8 protein-coding genes are annotated in these 20510 nt (G+C 47.2%); 2 read left to right on the forward strand and 6 right to left on the reverse strand.

The window, feature by feature from the left end; genetic code table 11:
* Positions 1-78 precede the first annotated feature (78 nt).
* Positions 79-1803, forward strand: a complete 1725-nt coding sequence (locus NST58_RS23955; protein WP_162164272.1) for a sensor histidine kinase — start codon at positions 79-81, stop codon at positions 1801-1803.
* Positions 1804-3452: 1649 nt separating this feature from the next.
* Here the strand turns inward: NST58_RS23955 and NST58_RS23960 are convergent.
* From NST58_RS23960 to NST58_RS23970, 3 genes are all read right to left on the reverse strand, one after another.
* Entirely contained in the window at positions 3453-8462 is a 5010-nt protein-coding gene (locus NST58_RS23960; protein WP_339244419.1) for an S-layer homology domain-containing protein, read from the reverse strand.
* Positions 8463-8844: 382 nt separating this feature from the next.
* Positions 8845-10386 carry a response regulator gene (locus NST58_RS23965; protein ID WP_076187456.1) on the reverse strand — a complete coding sequence of 514 codons (1542 nt, stop codon included), beginning with the start codon at positions 10384-10386 and terminating at the stop codon, positions 8845-8847.
* A 242-nt stretch (positions 10387-10628) separates the two neighbouring features.
* The gene (locus tag NST58_RS23970) at positions 10629-12950 is read right to left on the reverse strand and encodes a glycoside hydrolase family 95 protein (protein ID WP_339244421.1); all 2322 of its coding nucleotides are present in this window, start codon (positions 12948-12950) and stop codon (positions 10629-10631) included.
* 214 nt (positions 12951-13164) lie between these two features.
* Here NST58_RS23970 and NST58_RS23975 point away from each other — a divergent pair, with 214 nt between their 5' ends.
* The gene (locus NST58_RS23975) at positions 13165-14034 is read left to right on the forward strand and encodes an AraC family transcriptional regulator (protein WP_339244423.1); all 870 of its coding nucleotides are present in this window, start codon (positions 13165-13167) and stop codon (positions 14032-14034) included.
* 55 nt (positions 14035-14089) lie between these two features.
* Here NST58_RS23975 and NST58_RS23980 read toward each other — a convergent pair whose 3' ends face one another.
* The 3 genes from NST58_RS23980 to NST58_RS23990 form a co-directional block, all read right to left on the reverse strand.
* Positions 14090-16144 carry an alpha-galactosidase gene (locus NST58_RS23980; protein ID WP_339244425.1) on the reverse strand — a complete coding sequence of 685 codons (2055 nt, stop codon included), beginning with the start codon at positions 16142-16144 and terminating at the stop codon, positions 14090-14092.
* A 249-nt stretch (positions 16145-16393) separates the two neighbouring features.
* Positions 16394-18778, reverse strand: coding sequence for a glycoside hydrolase family 95 protein (locus NST58_RS23985; RefSeq protein WP_339244427.1), 2385 nt, complete (start codon positions 18776-18778; stop codon positions 16394-16396).
* Between the two features lie 11 nt (positions 18779-18789).
* Positions 18790-20505, reverse strand: a complete 1716-nt coding sequence (locus NST58_RS23990; RefSeq protein ID WP_339244429.1) for a right-handed parallel beta-helix repeat-containing protein — start codon at positions 20503-20505, stop codon at positions 18790-18792.
* Positions 20506-20510: the final 5 nt, after the last annotated feature.

Consider the following 20510-nt stretch of genomic DNA (forward strand, 5'->3'; position numbering starts at 1 on the left):
GATGAACATGGCAAACAGCGAATTTACAGTAAAGAAGGGACTTCTTCTATGCGCCATATATATAGGAAATATATTTATATGCCTTTTATTGATTTGAGCTTTCGCTCCAAGCTGTTCAGCGTATTTGTGCTAGTGACCATTGTTCCGATGATGCTTTTCGCCTACCTTTCCTACGAATTAACAAAATCAAAATTAACGGATCAGATTTACAGCAATATGATGAATTCAACAGCTCAGATTAATAAAAATTTGGAAAACAAGCTGGACAGCTATGAACATATTTCAGCTTCCATCTACCTGGATAACAGACTTGCCAGCTACCTCACGAGTGAATACCAGGATGATCCTTCTTATCTGGATGTCTATCAATATATAGGCAACCGCATGGACACGATAATGACTGCCTATCCTGATTTTGATAGCGTTTTCATTTATTCGGACAATGAATCACTTCCCAAAGATGATTACTATATCAAGCCGGTAACAGCTGAGGTTAAAGAGACCGAGCTGTTCAAGCAGCTTCAGCAGTCACACGGGAATATCATTCATCTGTCCTCACCGCAAACCGAAGATAGTCCGGCCATGTTTACCTTAGCAAGATTTTTGAACAATAACCGCAATCAATATCCCTACGGTATTCTGGTCTTCAGAATCTCCGAATCGGTAATCTATTCTTTAATGGAGGAAGAAGCGGGCGGGAAAGATATTTTTATTATTAATGACAAAGGGCTTATTCTCTCAGCAGCAGACAAGCACTTATTAAATACGAGCCTGCCGGAATTGCTTGATCAGAAATTCGATGAATCGCCATCGGGCAGATTTGACACAACTTACAAAGGGGTAAAGGCTTTCGCCGTCTATAACACGCTCAAAAATGGATGGAAAACGGTGTCCATCTTCCCTTATGACAGCATTATTCAGGATGCTAAATCACTCTCAGATCTGATTATCAAAATCTCACTGGGCTTTATTGGCGTGGCCCTCCTGCTGATTTACATTACGGCGTCGCTATTCAGCAAGCGTATCCGTACTTTAATCCGGATGATCCGCCGCCTGGAACGGGGGGATTTCAATCATAGTACAGAAGAACATTTGGGAAATGATGAGATTGGCCAGCTGCATTTTGCCTTCAAGCAAATGACCACCCGGCTCAAAAGTCTCATTACCGAGGTGTATCAGAAGGAGCTGCAGAGCAAGGAAGCCGAGCTTGACCTGCTGCAAGCGCAGATCAACCCTCATTTTCTGTATAACACACTGGGCTCCATCTCGTCGCTTGCCCTAAAACATCAAGATACGCGTATACAAGATTTGGTGCTTCATCTAGCCAAGTTTTATCGAATCTCCCTGAATAAAGGGAAAAGTATATTGACCATCCACGAGGAATTAAAGCTGACCCAGAGCTACAACGCCATTCAGCTAATCCGCTTTAAAGGACAACTGAACATTACCTACACAGTAGATGAAGCGATTCTGCCCTACTCTACAGTCAAACTTGCCTTACAGCCTTTTGTGGAGAATGCAGTGCTTCATGCCGTGTGGAGCCAAGAAAGTCCGCTAAATATTCATATCAAAGGTGTCATGGAAGCGAACGATATTATTTTGTCAGTAATCGATGATGGCATGGGGATGAGCCGCGAGACGCTCAGTTCTTTGCTTGAGGATAAGCCTGGACGAGGGTACGGAATCACTAACGTTGATCGCCGCATCAAACTGAAATTTGGTGAGCACTACGGCGTTAAAGTATTTAGCAGACTAGGAATAGGCACCACTGTGCAGATTCGTTTACCCCAAAAAGAGGTGTAGGAGCGGTGACGAGGGGATTCTCCATTGCGGGGATCGTTTGGCTTGCTTCTCCTTGGATATGATGGGATCGATGGGATCGTTTAGATCGCTCGGTACTATTTGCTCCCTGCTCATTCGTATCGGACCGAGGAGACCTTATTTCGATGATTCGGGGCATTTTGCTCGACTATCGGACTCAGATGCAGCTATTGACTCATTTGCACAGTAATTCTGGACATTTTTATAGCAATAAGAGCTATACAGTCCGAAATCTTTGTAAAATGACTCAAATATCCAAAATAGCTGCGATACGGTCCGATGTGTTCGACTTTGCGCGGGATTCTACTTTGCTGAGGTGTGTTCGACTTATGCTCCCTCCTCATTCGCATCGGACCGAGGAGACCTTATTTCGATGAATCAGGGTACTTTGCTCAACTACCGGACTCAGATGCAGCTATTGACTCATTTGCACAGTAATTCTGGACATTTTTATAGCAATAAGAGCTATACAGTCCGATACCTTTGTAGAATAGCTCAAATAGCCGAAATAGCTGCGATACGGTCCGATGTGTTCTAACTATGATCTACTTTGCCGGGGTGTGTTCTACTTTTGCACGGGATTCTACTTTGCTGGGTATGCTCTACTTTTGCGCGGGATTCTACTTTGCTGGGTATGCTCTACTTTTGCGCGGGATTCTACTTTTCTGAGGTGTGCTCTACTTATACTCCTTCCTCATACGCATCGGACCGAGGGGACCCTATTTCGATGAATCAGGGCATTTTGCTCGGCTATCGGACTCAGATGCAGCTATTGACTCATTTGCACAGTAATTCTGGACATTTTTATAGCAATAAGAGCTATACAGTCCGAAATCTTTGTAAAATGACTCAAATATCCAAAATAGCTGCGATACGGTCCGATGTGTTCTAACTATGATCTACTTTGCCGTAGTGTGTTCGACTTTTGTGCGGGATTCTACTTTGCTGGGGTGTGTTCAACTTATGCGCGGGATTCTACTTTGCTGAGGTGTGCTCTACTTATACTCCTTCCTCATACGCATCGGACCGAGGGGACCCTATTTCGATGAATCAGGGCATTTTGCTCGGCTATCGGACTCAGATGCAGCTATTGACTCATTTGCACAGTAATTCTGGACATTTTTATAGCAATAAGAGCTATACAGTCCGATACCTTTGTAGAATAGCTCAAATAGCCGAAATAGCTGCGATACGGTCCGATGTGTTCTAACTATGATCTACTTTGCCGTAGTGTGTTCTACTTTTACGCGGGATTCTACTTTTCCGTAGTGTGTTCGACTTTTGGCAGGATTCTGCTTTGCTGAGGTGTGTTCTACTTTTGCGCGGGATTCTACTTTGCTGGGTGTGTTCTACTTTTACACGGGATTCTACTTTGCTGGAGTGTGTTCTACTTTTACACGGGATTCTACTTTGCTGGGGTGTGCTCGACTTTTGCACGGGATTCTACTTTCCTGGAGTAAGTTCCGATAGATAGTAAAGTGCGGTATTAGTAACTGCCGAACAGCAATGTAACAAACAGTAATGTAATATCTATTAGCAAAGTTCGATAAAGTAGCTAATTTCATCAACTGATCTATCAAAAGAGCGACTCTTCGGTTAATGGAGAGTCGCTCTTTTGTAGTCATTTCAGCTTACTTCAAAATCAAATTATAGATCACTTGAGCCGCTTCTGCGCGCGAAGCGATTCCTTTTGGTGCAAAGCGTTCATGACTTTGACCTTGAATCAGTCCTAGACTGGCCGCTTCATTTACAGAAGCAGCGGCCCAAGCAGACACCTGATTCATGTCGGTGAACGCTGCGGCAGTTGCACCGTTGGTTGTTGCACCATTAGTTGTTGCACCGTTGGTTTTTGCGCCATTAGTTGTTGTACCGTTAGTTGTTGCACCGTTGGTTGTTGCACCATTGGCTGTTACGCCGTTGTTCAGCTCGTAAGCCTTCATTAGCATCACCGTGATTTCTTCACGGGTGATTTGTGCGCCCGGCTCAAGCTTGGACGCACTTCTGCCACTCACGATTCCCGCCTTGTAAGCGATTGAGATAGGCTCCGCATACCAGGCGGATGGAGCAACATCAGCAAAGCTTTCTTTTCCTGTCGCGGTCAGTCCAAGGGCATGAACAAGCATCGAGGTGAACTCGGCACGTGTAACTGCCCGGCTTGGTTCAAACTTTTCTTTGCTTGTGCCCTGCACATATAGCTTGGACGCCAGCTCTTGGATTACTGGGTTAGCCCAGTGATTGGCCGGAACATCGACAAAGATGCGGTTCAACTCCAGCACAGCATATTTACTGAAGTGGCTGACCTCAGCTTTTAATACACCGTTAGCATAATCAGCTTGAATATATTCCAGCCTGCCATTGTCCGCGATATAATAAACACCGCCTCGTTTAGCATTGAAGCCTTCTGCCACTGGCATGATGAGTGTTATTGGCTTATCAAATGTAGCGAGTGTGTCTGTAATGCCTGACTTGGTGGTAATAGAAAGACTAAATTCATAGATGTCTCCCTTGAGTACAACAGCCGCATTAGTAGAACTAGCCACTGTAGCAACCAACTCATCGGCCTTGCTGCTGAGGTTCACCATCTTCAGGGCAATCTTGCTATCTTCCCGCTGTCCCTCTGGCAGCTTGTTTTGCAACTGGTGAATTAGCTCCGCTGGTACCTGCAAGGAGAGCTTACCCGCATTCAAAACTAGGGTGTGGTTCGCCAACTGTCGGACTACAGCAGAGGATAACTGAACTTGCTGAATATCCCCTTTAATCTCAACCACTACCTGACCAGAAGTACTGTCCACTTTCAGCATATCTGGCATGAGAATCAAAGTGCCCGCAGCATTCTCTTGATCCGAAGTACTGTCAGAGGTACCCCCATTGTTTCCTGGATTCCCAGGATTACTAGGCTCTCCTGGATTTCCCGGTTCTCCTGGATTACTAGGCTCTCCCGGATTTCCCGGCTCTCCCGGATTACTAGGCTCTCCCGGATTACTAGGCTCTCCCGGATTACTAGGCTCTCCCGGATTTCCCGGCTCTCCTGTAGAGGCCTCTTTGACTGTGATTTCTGCCGATGTTTTGAACCCACCGTCTACCGTCTCCACAGTAATGGTGGCCTTTCCAGCTTCTACAGCGGTTACTGTTCCGTACACTACGGTAGCTACAGAGGTATCGCTCGAAGTCCAAAGTACTGCTTTATCCGTCGCATCATCCGGCGATACTGTAGCCGTCAACTTGCCGGTTTCACCAGCGGTCAACGAAAGCTCTGTCTTATCCAGTGTTATACCGGTTACTGTCTTAGGTGCAGCCGTCAATTTTACCAGTTTCGACTCTGTCGGCTGTAAGGACAATTTCATAGCTCCTGTGGCAGAGGAAACCTCTCCTGTCCAGAGATCTTGCGTAGTATAAATCTCTGCAGTATCCAGTCCAGCGCGGCCAAGATCAACTTGCTTATCTGCCGAAGCAGATGCACTGTAATTGAATACGGCCAGATAATAATCATTGCCATCCTTCATAACAAAAGTATCGGCGGCATTGGCGTTTGTATTTCCTTCAAGTGGCTTGAACACTTTTCCTTTTAAAGCTAAATCGAGAACATCTTTGTTGTTGAACAAAGCGGTCATGTACTCCTGTGCTTTTGGATCGTTAACATCGTCAGAGCCAAGTAGTACTGTTCCAGCAATAACGCCAGAGTTCATACGGGTACGCGCTTCAGTCAAGCTGGTAGCACGGGCCAATGCCAAATGATCAGGATCGGTGTAGGTGTAGATCGTGCCATTTTGCCAAAAGCCATAGGTTAATGAATTCAGCATATATTCGGTTTCATTGATCTTGCCGTAGGTGTCGCAGGAAATTCGTCGGCTATGCGCATATTGGCTCGGGAAAATTGGCGCAATTGATGCGCTAATGAACATTTTTCCATCCAGACGTTCTTTCACATAACGCATTCCTTCATTATAAGCTTGGATTCCTGTCGATATAGTTGGATCGAAATGTTGCCCCTCAAGCGAACCATGCGTTAAGAAATCCAATTTGATGAAGGTGAAGCCCAGAGCTTTAAATTTGTCCAAAAAATAGTTCATGCGCAATTGGGCACCAGGATGTGTTACATCCAAAGGAAAAGCCCCGTCCAGAGTCGGCAGCGGTTGACCCGCGGCATCCTTAAGGACAATATCGCCGTAAGTATATTTATTGTCAGTTCCCTCTACAATCTGGTCCATATTGTTGCCCCAGTATACAAACGGTGCCCAATAAATACCCGCATGCTGGCCATTCCCTTTAATAACCGATACGGCGTCAGTCAGCTGCTTATCATTCAGATTATCCCAATAAGAATCCATGTTAATAAATACATTGCCGTTATTATTGAAATTTTGCAGATTCTCTTTGTAGTAATTGGAGACATCCACTACATCTTGATACGAAAGCGTACCCTCGTAAGCTCCCCAGCTATTAAAACCAACCGGTACGCCTTGTGGCAGCTCGGGGTTTAGCGCAAGTGCAGGTGTAATGATCGCATTAGCTTTGCCATACTCCTCAAGCCCTGTACGGTAATCACTGAAGGCCCCTACCATGATCATAGGTGAGGACAAGTTTGTTCCACTTAAGCTGCCATGAGGCTGGGTATCCCGGGTAACATCACTAGCTGCACCACCATATACGACCAGCTCATTCAGCCGATTGGAGGAACCTTTCCAGTCGATGCCTGTCTTCCAGGTATCATGAGTTACAGAGCCAAGCACAAGGCCGCTGCGTGTCGAGTTGTTAAACACAGTCGTCATCTCATAGCTGGTATCTGCACGATTCATAGATTGAGATTTATAACGAATCCAAGCATCGTTGTCAAAAGGAACCGTAAGCACACGATTATCCGCACTAGCTCCGATATCCAAACCACCTGTACGTTTTACGGTAATAGGTGACATATAGTTGGTCTTGACCGCTGTATCGCTGGCCGCATCCAGACGGGTCAGAAAATACTTTTGATCGTCATAAAACTTGTAGACCTGCTTTAACGTCGGTTTTCCTGTGGAAGTGTGGACAAAAGTTAGCTCCACGCCTTTGCCGAAACCATCCTGAATGTCTACCGGAGCACCAACACTTGTATGACTCTCATAGCTTGTAGTCTCAACGAGCGTATCGCCGATTTTGATACTGCTATAGATCCCATGCAGCTTCTGTCCGTCAGCCCAGTTATAGCTTACATATCCGGACTTGGTATTATAGGACACTTCATATTGGCCATTTGATACAAGCAGTCCGTAAGTATATTCGGTAACTGTGATAGCTCCGTAGATCTTAGAAGCGCCCGGTGTTCCTAAATCACCGTCTTCCTCCACTGGGGGATTAGGATCCACACCCATAGCTGGCTCAACTATAATCCGGTCCAGATCTGGCGCATACCCGTTGCCATCTGTAAATTTGATTGTATTCTCGCCTTCGTTCAGTGGCAGTGTAAGTTCATACATTCCAACCGTATCCCAGTCCGGTGTCTTGGGCAGCTCATAATACTGCTCTGCTACACCATTCGCACTAACGTAGAAGCTGCGTGGGTCACCTGAAATATAGGCGATTGTGATTCGGTAATCAACAGTCATAGGGGCTGTAATCTTGTTGAAGGTTATGGAACTGCCGTTATTCAAGTACCCTACCTTCTGACCACCCGAAGCATTCGGGCTAGCGGAAACTTGGGCCTCGCCTGTCAAATCATTGAGTGGAGATTCTGCTTCATAGCTGAGGGTATAAGGAATAATTTCTATCCGGTCGAAATCTGGAGAATACCAATCATGATCTGAGAAGGTAATAGTATTCAAACCCTCTACCAAAGAGGCCTCCACATCATAGGTTCCCACGGTGCTCCAGCTTGCCGTCTTTGGCAGGTCAATCATTTCATCCAGTCCATCGTTAACCTGCATATAGACAGGACGTTGATCGCCGGAAATATAGGAGATGCGGATTAAATACGTTCCCGCTGCTGGTACTGCAACATTTGTGAACTGTAAGGAACTGTTTTTGTTCAGATCCGTTACGATTTTACCGCCAGAGCCCACACTGCTGTCCGCCACTTTGGCGTTGCCTGTAAGCATATTCTCAGTAGCCTCGGCTTCCATGATCACACCATGCAGCTTCTCCTTCCAGTCACCCCCGGGTCCTTCACCTGGATCGCTGTCGTCCAGTCCACGGATTACGATCTTATCGATGTCCGGAGAATACCAGTTGTTGTCATCGATCAAGATGGTATTAGCACCCGCGTTCAGCGGAAGCGTCACATCATAAGTGCCTACCGTATCCCAGTCCACAGTCTTGGACGGTTCTTCAAATTGCTTGTCACCGCCATTGGCACTGATATTAAACGGGCGTGAATCGCCAGAAATATAATACACTGTAATTTTATAATTCCCCGGCTCGCTCACGGTCACATTATTGAACAACAAGGAGCTGCCTTGATACATGCCGCCAACTTTTTTCCCTCCGGAAGCCGCTGGGTGGTCAGAAATTGACGCATTACCCGTCAGAATATTCCCATCCGCTTCAGCTTCATAGCTATTTGTATCCTCGGCGTAGACCTTGCCGGCAAACTGAACACCGCTGCCTAACACTAAGCTGATCATAAGAAAGAACAAGACCCCTCTTTTCATTACACGTCCAAACATTTAATCCCTCCATTTAACTTTCTGATATAAGAAAAGCCTTCCGGTTGCAATTCATCAGTTGTTCCTCTTTCCAAATAACGTCTTCAGAACTCCTCTCCTTGTTGTAAGTAACGTCATGTAAGGAATGTACGGCCCGTACCGATTACTCTCTCAAGAATGCTGTATCCAACTATTGCCGTCTGGATTTCTTGAAAGCGCTATCGCAATTAGATGTGTAAAAAAGCTTCCTTTAATCGCAATAATGAATCAAGCCCCTCACATGTGCTGAGTTGTAATACATGCTTATTGTAAAAAGCAAAGGGGCATCTTTCCATATCGCAAGTTTACAATTCATAAAGGAAAGCAACTTTTCTTTCTATTCAGTAAGCAGAAGTGCGGAAGGTTAAATATTTTTCCTATACTCGTTAGGTGTGACCCCAAGGTTCTTCAGAAATAGAGAAATAAAATAAGACGTGCTTTCGTACCCCACTCTCTGGGCAATATCTTGAATCTTCAGTGACCCGTCTGCGAGCAGCTCCTTAGCCTTATCAAGCCGAATACGGGTTAAATAATCGTGGATCGTGATGCCTGTTTTATCCTTAAAAATAGATCTTAAGTAGTTCGGTGACAGATAAACCTGATCAGACAGACTATTAATCGTAATCGGCTGATCGTAATTTTGTTCAATCACGGTGCGAACCTTGTGGACGAGCTTTGTATTTTTATCCATAAGTCGCTCACCTAGCATGCTCACGGCATCACCCGCAGTGCCCAGGATTAAATCCTCGATCTCATGTAAAGTCAGCGCATTATAGATGGAATGATAGAGCTCCGCCCGCTTAAAGCCCTCGGGAACAGACTGATGCAGCTGCTCTAGCAGTTCATCAACAAGATCAATCGCCCAATCACAGATGATTTTTTTCTTGATTCTCAGTGTGGCCAGTCCCACGAAATATTGATGCAGCTTTTGTGCGGCCTGCTCGAAATCCAGCTGATGGATAGCTTCAAACCACTCTTTTCTCTCAAAAGGTGGCATATGTTCACTGTCGAACTGATTCGAAATAGCCTCGGCATGAATAATTAAGCCCGTGCCTTTATAAAAACGTTCATTTAAAATCACACGCGTCTGCTTATACAGATTATGGACCAGCGCTAATTCTGCTGCCTGCGCTCCGACTGCTGCCGTCACCGTAAAATCCAGCGCACTACGAATAGCCACAGCTAAATCCTCCCAAGCATAATAGCCAGGCTGTTGAGTCGCTTCCATGAACACACCTGTCTCGCCATCCTTGTAAGGAACAAAAACAACCTCTATATTTTTCGCCTTAAAAAAGTGATCCAGATAAGAAATCAACCGGCTCATACACTCTTCCAGACTCTGCTGCTCACCCTCCGCCTCTTTGGGATCAATGCTGAACAGTGCCATGGTATAACGATTACTCTCTGGGAGACGTGTCAGCCTATTGAAGTTATTTGCCAGCTCTGCGGCTTGCTCCGCATTTTTTTCAAAAGAAAGCTCCTTAAGAATCTTAGTTTTAGCAGCCTCCATAGAACGTTGTTTCATCTGAACCTCTTCGCAGCGCGCTTTAACCTTTTCGATAACGCTTTCAATTTCAGTCAAATCTAGCGGCTTCAGTAAATATCCAACAGCTCCTACATTAAGGGCCGATTTAACATAGTGGAATTCATCATGTCCGGTGAGGAACATAATTTGCATCTGGTCATAACATTCATGTATTTTTTTAGCCAACTCAATTCCATTCATTATCGGCATCTGAACATCTGTAAGAATAATATCCGGTTGAAAAGCCTCTATTTTCTCCAAAGCTTCTCTACCATTGCTCGCTGTTCCGACTACATAGATGCCCATCTCTTCCCAGCGGATATAATCTCTCATCATCTCAAGACCCATTTCTTCATCATCTACCAAAAAAATACTATACACCTGAGGTTCCCTCCTTCTTGTTGTCTGTATTTGCTCCTATTATATTCTTTTCCCCTTAGGCGATCATCGACCAAATAAATGTAAGTCATTTTCAGGCATGAATCGTTACTTTGTAAGATCTAATCCCAACGTGCTCGTAAAAAGGCTATCGGGTCCTAAGCAGACCAGATAGCCCTTCGATACCTACTCATCATTATTCGGACGCATAATGAAAACGGAGGCTCATCGCCCCCGCCGAATCATTATAACAGCTCCAATTGGCTGTTGAAATAGTAGCTTCCTCCTGTTTCTGCTTGGAAGGTAGTTCTCTGATCTCCCCATCGAAGGGTCACCGTTCCCGGTGCGTAGGTGCGAAGCGTAGCTTCCGTCAACTGCCCCTTCTCCCAAACTACGTCTACCTCTACCTTTCCTTTGGCTCGTAATCCAGACACCGATCCTGTATTCCAGGCTTGCGGAAGCGCTGGCAACAGATGAATTTCATCCGCGTGGCTTTGCAGCAGCATCTCTGCAATGGTAGCCGTCCCGCCAAAGTTGCCATCCACGACAAAGATATTGCACTCTGCCCCACCAATCCCTGATTTGGAGAAACTGAACAGATTATCGAAGCACAGTCCGCTAATTAAATGAGAGATATGCTTATACGCCTTCTCCCCGTCATATAGTCTGGCAAAACTAAGACCGAATAAGGCGGCGGTGAACTCTACATCCTCCAGTTCTTCCTGAGCCATCCGGTTCTCCAGCGTTACCCTTGCTGCCGCGCTTAACTCCGGTGTTCTGTCCGGTGTAATCTGGTTGCTTGGATACAAAGCGAACAAATGAGCCAAGTGTCGATGCTCAGGTTGCGCTTCTTCATAATCTTCAAGCCACTCCTGCAGCTGACCTCTTTTACCAATCTGTAGCGGGGGTAACTTAGCCATAGCTTCCTTAAGCTTCAGCTGAAGCTCCACATCTGTATCGAGCAACACCGCAGACTTCAGGCAGAACTCGAAAAGATCTTGCACGAGCACTTGATCCATGGTCGAGCCCATAGACAGCTGCTGTGCACCCTCGCTGCTATCTGCGGGATAGAAGCTGTTCTCTGGCGAGTTAGAAGGACCCGTCACCAGCCAGCCATATTTCGGATGAATCGTCATATAGTCGAGGAAGAATTCTGCGGCTTCTTTTAGCACAGGATATGCCTGGCGCTCTAGAAATACACGATCCTGACTATATTCATAATGCTCCATCAGATGGATTGCAATCCATAATCCGCCTGTGACATTGAGCCCCCATGAGGTTTCCCAGCCCGGAGCTGTAAACCCCCAGACGTTAGAGAATACATGCGCTACCCATCCTTTGCTGCCATATAAATCGCGTGCAGTTGATTTTCCCGCCTGAGATAAATCTTCAATATATCGCATCAATGGAAGGTGGCTGTCTGCAAGGTTCACGACTTCTGTCGGATAATAATTCATCTGTGTATTAATATCGAGATGATAGTCGCAGCTCCAGCCCATACGGCAAGCCTCACCGTCATTCCAGATTCCCTGCAAGTGCAGTGGAAGAGGTGAATCTTCCCGTGATCCGGCAATGGTTAGGTAGCGGCCATACTGGAGGAACAATGCGAACAACTGAGGGTCCTCAGCCTGATCCTGTGCCAGTAACCTAATCCGCTGATCGGTAGGCAGACCTTCTTTCCCGGAGCTACCCAATTGAATATCCACCTTTGCATAATCCTGACGGTAATCTTGAATATGATCTTCTTTTAACTGTGCATAACCTTTGGTTAATGCCTGCCTTAGGTTGCTGTAGCTCTCCGTCTCCCATTCCTGATTGCTCCGGCGATAATCAGTACTGACCCCAAAATAAATCCGGGCCTCATTAGCTCCGGAAACTCTTAATCGGCCATCCCCCCTGTAGATCGTACCGCCGGATAGACTTATTTTGAGCTGCCCTTTTGCCCATACCCCGCATTTACCATTACTATGCACCTTTTCTGTAGCTTGCCCCTTGAATTCAATAGTGTCGCCATCCACAACCTCAGTCGTAAACGATTCTGTCCCACCTTCGATGGCAAGCGTAAAGGATACCCCTCCAGGCTTATCGCTCCAAATTCTTGAAACTACCAGATCATCGGCATGTGAAGCGAAGACCTCTCGACGGATTGTTGTTTCGCCGCTCTCATAGACCGCCCCAGACACTGCACTTGTCAATTCCAGCTCCCGCCGAAACACACCGCCTGATTTAACATCCGCATCCTGGGCAAAATCAATAACCACCTCGCATAATCCCAGGTTCGTACCGAAATTTTGTTTTTTAGGCTGTAAATACTGTTTGGCTAAACGATCACCGCTGTCATAATCGCCGGCAAAAAAGTGACTTCGCATCTCTTCCAGCGCAGTTCTACCTCCGGCAGGAGCAGACTCGGGATCCGTTTGCCCAGACCAATAGGTCACCTCGCTCATGCTCCACACTTCACGATGCGGCGCCGCCATTACAACAGCACCTATTCTTCCGTTACCCAACGGCAACCCTTGCGACCAGCTTGTTGCAGGGGTTGAATACCACAATTTAAAATCGCTCATTTGATCGTCTCCTGTCTGTAATAGACCTTCAAAAGTTGTTGTTAATTAATCCGCTTTCTCTGTTATTAACATTGTGTATTTATCGCATTTATCGTAACATCATCAGTACTACTAGTCTTTGTTGACTCGTTCATTCATTTGACAATTTATCCGTTATCCCAAATATTTAACTACAGGCCAAAATTAAGAAATGCTGCTAGCAAAGGGGTATAGTATGAACAAACTATCTGAAATCACACCGTATGTTGGAGCAATCATGCCTTATCTGTACGACGGAAGCAGCAATGAGCATCTGCGCGTCGGCAATGCCTACGCCTTTCATCTGTTTACCGATGGCCCCGGTGAGATGGAAATCGACGGAGTTCGTTATCCGATTGAGCGTAGAACACTGGTGTTTCTGCGCCCCGGCCAGCCACATGCCTTTCATATTTCCCCTTCTCATCCACTCTCGTCCTACAATGTCTATTTTGATTTGTGGGACAAGCAGTCGCCTATGTCTACTAATCTTTCTTTTATCCATGCGCCTGAACCCTTTAGGCTTGAGAAAAAGGCCACCGAAGTCCCCTGTGCCGAGCTGAAAGAATTGCCCTGCGTTTTCCCGCTAGCTAAATATCCACAGCTATACGATAGTCTTGTGATGATTGCCAAAATATACAATGAAGCGATATTCTACCGGAATGAAGCGGTTCATAGCTTGTTATACGGTTGGATATTAAGCTGGTATAATGCCCTCCATCAGCATCAGCCAAGCGATTATCGGATTGTGCGCCTGTTGGAGTATTTGAACACTCATCCCGAACGTGGTAAATCTATCGAAGACTGGGCACAGCTCTGCGGACTCAAGCGAACTTATTTTCATGAGCTGTTTCTGCGAGAAACCGGAATGACGCCGCGCGCTTATCATCATAATCTCGTTATGCGGCGGGCGGCAGGTCTGCTTCTGGAGAGCGAGCTAAGTGTTACTGCCATTGCTGAGAAATTAGGCTATCCTTCGATCCATCCCTTTTCCAGACATTTCAGTGCCTGCTACGGCATAAAACCCACACAATACCGCCTTAATCCGCAAAGCCGAAAACAAATATAGGTTGTAAAAAAGAATACGCGCTATCCGCAAGAAGCAGAGGGCGCGTATTCTTTTGTTATTTTGCCGTCAATTTGAAGATTTTAGATTCTGCGGGTTCAAGCGTAACTTCCAGCTTTCCTGAGGTTTCCCCTTCTACACCTTCCCATAGGTCCAGCAGCTGGTAAGCAGCTTGAGCATTCAGCCCTGCCCGTTCTAATGAGAGGGATTTAGGAGCAGATTTCGTGACATCGTAATTGAAGACAGCTATATAAAAGGCATTTTCTTCTGCAGATTCGAGCACAAAAGTATCACAGGATTGCTTGCCGAGGTCCCCTTCTATCGGTCTGAAGGTTTTGCCAAGACGAGCAACATCCATAATTTCCTTATTGCTCAGCCAAGCTTTAGCCCGGGCGGCGGCTTCCTCTTTTCGGAAGTCATCCCCTAGCAGCAGCACCGTTCCCGCGATCACCGAAGCGGTTAGCCGGCTCCGGCCTTCATGCCAGCCCGTGGCTTCCTGGTTATGGCTCTTGTACAGTACGGAATGGTCGGGATCATTGAAACGGTACAATGAATCGCTCATCCACCAGCCATGGGTCAAAGAGTTGAGCATATATTCTGTGTCCTGCAGCGTGCCAAAAACATCACAAGAGACACGCCGGCTATGTGCAAATGCATAAGGGAACAACGGTGCGATGGACAGATTAATAAAGAACGGTCGACCAATAACCTCTGGAGACAGCTTATTCTGCAAGTAGGACATACCGTAGTGATACGCCGCAATGCCCGTCGTAATCTCCGGATTGTGATGCTGGCCTTCCAGTGCGCCATGTGCCAGGAAATCCAGCTTGATATACTCGAATCCTTCCGAGATGAATTTTTTTGTATACCAATCTATTCTTTGCAGGTTCCCCGGATGTGTGGGGTCAATGGCTAGCCCTCCATCAACATCCGGCAGAATCTCTCCTTCGCTGTCCCGAAGCAGGATATCGCCATAGGTGTATTTACCGTTCGTACCCTCCACGACATCTCCGAACTGAGTAGGACTTCCCCAGAAAGCGAAAGGGGTCCAGTAAGTTCCCGGTCTATGACCATTCTTCCGCACTAGCTCAAGTGCATTTTTCATTTCTTCTGCTGTGAAATTATCCCAAAAAGCGTCAAAGTTGATGTACAGCGTATCCTCATTCTGGAATCCTAACGGCTGCACTTCTTTTTTCAAAAACTCACTGGTCGACGTATACAAATCATAATCCAGATCAGCCATTGCAGCAGACCAGCTATTCCAGCCAACAGGAACGCCACCCTCCCAAGCCAGCGGAGCTTCAATCCATGTATTGGCCCGGCCGTAAGCTTCAAGACCTTCTCTGTAATCATCATAAAAACCTACGAATACGAGCGGTGACTCCACTCTTTTGCCTTTTACATAACCATGCGGCTGAAAGTCGCGGGTTAATTCACTCACAGCCCCACCGTAAAGATCCAGCTCCTCGATCTGGCCGCTTCGCTCGCTCTTGATACGAATACCCGTTTTCCACACCTTGTGAGTTATGGAACCCATGATAATTCCTCGCCGGCTATCCGGTGCGAACACTGCCGTTACCTCGTAGCTCTCTGTATCCATAGGTGGCTTCACCACTGTATATCTGACCCATTTATCGTTGTCGTAAGGCACACGCAGGATGCTTGGTTCATCCGGTTGACCTGACTCGCCGCCGAGGGATACCGATTTGCTCTGAATGACCGCCATGCGGTTCGCTTTGATATCCTCATCGCTTGCGATCACACTTTGCATCAACACATATGAGGAGGACTCATAAATATAAAAATGCTGCTCCAGCTGTGGCAGCAGGGATGTTTCATGTACAATCACTAGATGAACACCTTTGCCAAAACCTTCACGAACAACCTCTTCCTGCAACTTCAGCACGTGGCTCTGATAGTGTTCAGTATTATATTCCCGGCCCTGCCAGCGAAAGGCGCTCCGAATCCCCTTCACATGTGCAGAAGTCCCGCCGACAACGGATGACTCACCTGTTCCGAGATCAATCTCCAGATTCACCAGGCCATTGGTTACACGGATAAGAGACGTTGTATCTGTATTCACGTTTACGGTTGTATTACTGTCAGTTAGCATAATTTGCCTCCTTGTTGCTGCATTTTGGACCTTGAAGGCGGCAGTCTCAGTAGCTGTATCCCCCAAGTATGACCTCATTATAAAGAGCGGATAAAGCGTTTTCTATACAACGATCTTCCGATCCATACCGCGATCTAACACATCTTACCTAAACTCTGCTGGTCCTGAAGCTTCATGCTGAAAATGCAAAAAACAGCAGCAGGACCAAACGTTCAGGTCCTACTGCTGTTCATACGCTTATAAAACGGATTATTGCTGATCACCAATGATAAGCTTGTAGGATTGTCCCGCGGTTGTAGCGAAACTTACCCTTCCTTCGGCGGAACGTTCACACTGTATATCCTGACTGCCACAGGTTACCTTAAGTGGAGTATCCATGCGGATCACACATTCTGTGCCCAGCAGGGAAGTAATCTGCGCTTCCACTAGCTTGCCGTTGTCCCACTGAATGCTGACTTCAAAGCCACCGCGGGCACGTAAACCTGCAACGCTTCCCTCCTGCCATTCATTTGGCAATGCAGGCAGTAGTTCGAGATAGCCGCGGTGAGATTGCAGCAGCATTTCGGCAATCCCGGCGGAGGCTGCAAAGTTGCCATCAATCTGGAACGGCGGATGCGCGCCGAGCAGATTGGCATAAACTCCGCCGTGATTATATTGCTCCGACTCCCCGTCCTTCACCAACCGCAACATGTTGGAGAGCAGACGCAAGGAACGGTTTCCATCCCGGAAGCGGCTCCATAAAGCGACTCTCCAGCCCAGACTCCAGCCTGTGCTTTCATCCCCGCGCCGCTCCAGCGAGGTTCTTGCCGCAGCAAATAGCTCAGGGGTCTCTTCTTCTGACAACTGGCGGCCCGGATAAATTCCAACCAGATGCGAGGTATGTCTGTGGTACATGTCCTCATCCTCAAAATCAGAGGACCATTCCTGCAGTTGCCCGTACTTGCCAACCTGCAGTGGCAATAGACGCTCACGGGTACTTTTCAGCTCTTCACGCAAAGCCTCATCCGTTCCAAGAATCACTGATGCCTCGATACAGTTCGTGAACAACTCCCAGATCAGTGATATATCCATTGTGGCACCCGGGCTGACCGCAGCCACACCCTCCGCTGTCCGGAATTTATGCTCTGGTGAAGTGGACGGGGAGGTCACAAGATTACCCTTGCCGTCGTCAATCAGCCAATCCAATGCGAACAGAGCCGCCTCCTTCATGACAGGATAAGCCGAAGTCCGCAAGTATTCAGTATCTCCGCCAAAAGCAAAATGTTCCCAAAGATGCTGGGTCAGCCAGATGCCGCCCATTGGCCAATAAGCCCAGCTTGGATCTCCATCGCCATAATCACCTACCGGTGCAGTGTGTGCCCAAAGATCCGAGTTATGATGAGCTACCCAGCCCCGGGTGCCATAGTTGGTCCGAGCGGTATCCGCCCCTCTCTTCGCCAGATTGCCGACGAAATCCAAAAGTGGCTCATGACATTCTGCCAGATTGCAAATCTCAGCGGGCCAATAGTTCATTTCTGTATTGATATTCAGTGTATAGTTACTGCTCCAAGGCGGACGAGTAGAGGCATTCCATATTCCCTGAAGATTGGCGGCCTGCGTTCCGGGACGCGAGCTTGCGATCAGCAAATAACGTCCGAAATGAAACAGCAGCTCAACTAGACCCGGATCTTGCGCGGAGTAAGTCGTAATCCGCTGCTCGGTTGACATTCCTTCCGGTGCCAGCGGCTTGCCCAGCCGAAGTTTCACCCGATCGAAAAGTGCCCGGTAATCAGTGATATGCGCTTGAAGCAGGCTGGTGTAAGACTTGCCTTGAGCACTTGCCAAGAAGGAGGCTGCAATGGTGGAGGCATCTTTTCCTTCAATTCCCGGGATTAGGTCATACCCGTTAAAACCTGTAGCCGCACTGAAATAAAAGGTTGCCGCTGTCGCACCCAGCAAATGAATCCCACTGCCATCAACCGTTACTTGGCCGTCATCCGCCGTCACGGAGAGTTGTCCTTCGAAAGCCATTCCCTTGCTGCTGCCTAATTCACCGTATTGGATGGGATTGTCGCTCCCGAAATAGCTTGGATCTACATGCTCCGGTGCCGTTCCCGATAGAACAAAGCTGTCACCTTGCGAATAAAGGTTGTGCCGGAGTGGACTTTCCAGCGTGGCATGCACATTCAATGCGCCTGGCACACTTGCGGTCAAACGAAGTACAAGCAACTGATCAGGATGAGAAGAGAACATCTCACGGGTATAAGTAACATTGCCAATCTGATATTCAATGCGATGCAGCGCATTTTCCACATCCAGTGTACGCTGATAAGAATGATAGACGTTGCCATGTTCAAAACGAAGCAATAGATCACCAAAAGGTAAATAAGATTGAGTATACGGCCCCATCATTTCTCTGGTCAGCGTGTCCGCCTCAACATAACGGCCTTCTTGAATCAGCTGTCGCACCTTTGGCAGAACGTTCTTAGCACCGGGATTGTTCCCCTCTTTTGGGTATCCTGACCAAAGCGTATCCTCGTTTAGACTAATTTTCTCCTGTTCCACACCACCGAAGATCATACCGCCCAGACGTCCATTCCCAATTGGAAGTCCTTCCGTCCATACATTTGCTGGCTTGTCATATTGAAGTTTCATACGCGCTCTCCTCACCATCTGTCATTTAATAAATTATCAGCAATTTCAACCTCACTGCAGGCATTTAATTCAATCGCATCATCAAGATTCGAAAGACTCGCCTCACCACTGCCTGCCAGAATTCCATTGCACTTAAAGACCAGTCCGCAGGTGCTCTTGGCACTAAGGGCCAACACATCAATACTTTCAAACTTGTTATTCGTGATGACAATTCTCTGGTGAACGGGAGCACGCTTATCTATCTCCACATTCTCCGGCGAAATAAAGATAACCGGATGCTTTTGACTTCCACATTCCAGAAAATGATTGCCGCTGATGATCACATCTTCCACCTTGCCGGATTCATACCAGGACTCAGCATCCACTGCAATCAGAATGGCATTCATATGCATCCGTTCAAAAATGTTACCCTTAATTTCCACTTTGCGCCGGGTTGTCACAAGAATACCGCGGGTGGGTACTCTCGCGAAGTGATTATTAGTGACTTCAACCTCTGGAGTCCAGGTAACATTCTCTATAACATCATGGCTGCCTATATCATCAGGAGCCGGATGAGCCAACGTCAACAAAAGCTCGCGTGGATTTAGCCGCTTCACTTCGACCACTTCATTAGCCGCATAAGTGGTCAATGAACCGGAGCGAACAAATTCAATTTCGTCCCCCGGATAGAAAGCCATAAATCCGTAGGTCTGATGATGCATGAACCGGACCTTTACTACATTCGCCGATGGCTGCTCTACGATCCGCAGATAAGTACCATGGACATTAACGGGATCGTCATGTGAACCGGAAAAATTACTATCGGCAATGATCACCTTTCCCCGGCAGCTAGACATGTGAATAAAGTCCGCAAAGCCTGTGACCGTTCGTCCCGTTTCCGGACGCGGTGAGAGATCCATACGGCGGAAGCTGAGATTCTCGCTGAACTGGCCAACGATGCCAAGTCCATGCAGAAAATGTAGCCCAATATCGCTCAAGGTGATGTTCGAGCTTTCCGTAATGAATACGCCCACCTGATCACGGATGCCGTCACGGCTTTGTAGAACATGCCCCGGAATAACCTCAGGCTGAAAATTAAAATGCAGACGGAGCTTCATCGGCTCCAGTTCCTCGACAGTGTCTGCCTGCTCCAGCCAGTTATCCATCCGCCAAGTCGTATTGCGCTGCGGATCATAAGTCTGCATTGGGCCTTCAGAAAAGCTCCAGCCCTCACCGATCCAGACCAACTTATCCTCCCTAATCTCATAACGTGAATCGGGATGTACTTGGACATCGAACGAATGGTCACCGCTTTCGGTAATCGTCATCTCCGTCACAGTTGGCCGGGCATAGTCGGTATGTAAATTACGGATCTCCACATTCTTGCAGCCATCCAGCAGGAGCATCGTTTGCTTGCCGTGAAAAATAAATAATGAACCATTGCCTTCCAGCGTTAAATTATATTGTCCCTTCAGCAAAATACCGATGGTTTTAGTGACATCCCTGTTCTCTTCTTCACTGGCAGTATTTGAGATAAAATAAGGTTTGCGGATAGCCTCGTCCGGATAGAAATGATAGCAGCCCTTCGGGCAATCCAGTAGTACCGGACCGGGAATTTCAGCGACAGCCTGTATAGCCCGAACCATGGCTGGCTGCGCGTCTAAACCAGAATCCGGCAGCACTCCATAATCCGTCAGGCGGATTACAGCAGGAGCAGTTAAGGCGTTATTCTCAGCAGAAGTAATCATCGGCA

This window comes from Paenibacillus sp. FSL R10-2796 (genome assembly GCF_037965315.1).
Classification (GTDB): domain Bacteria; phylum Bacillota; class Bacilli; order Paenibacillales; family Paenibacillaceae; genus Paenibacillus_AQ; species Paenibacillus_AQ odorifer.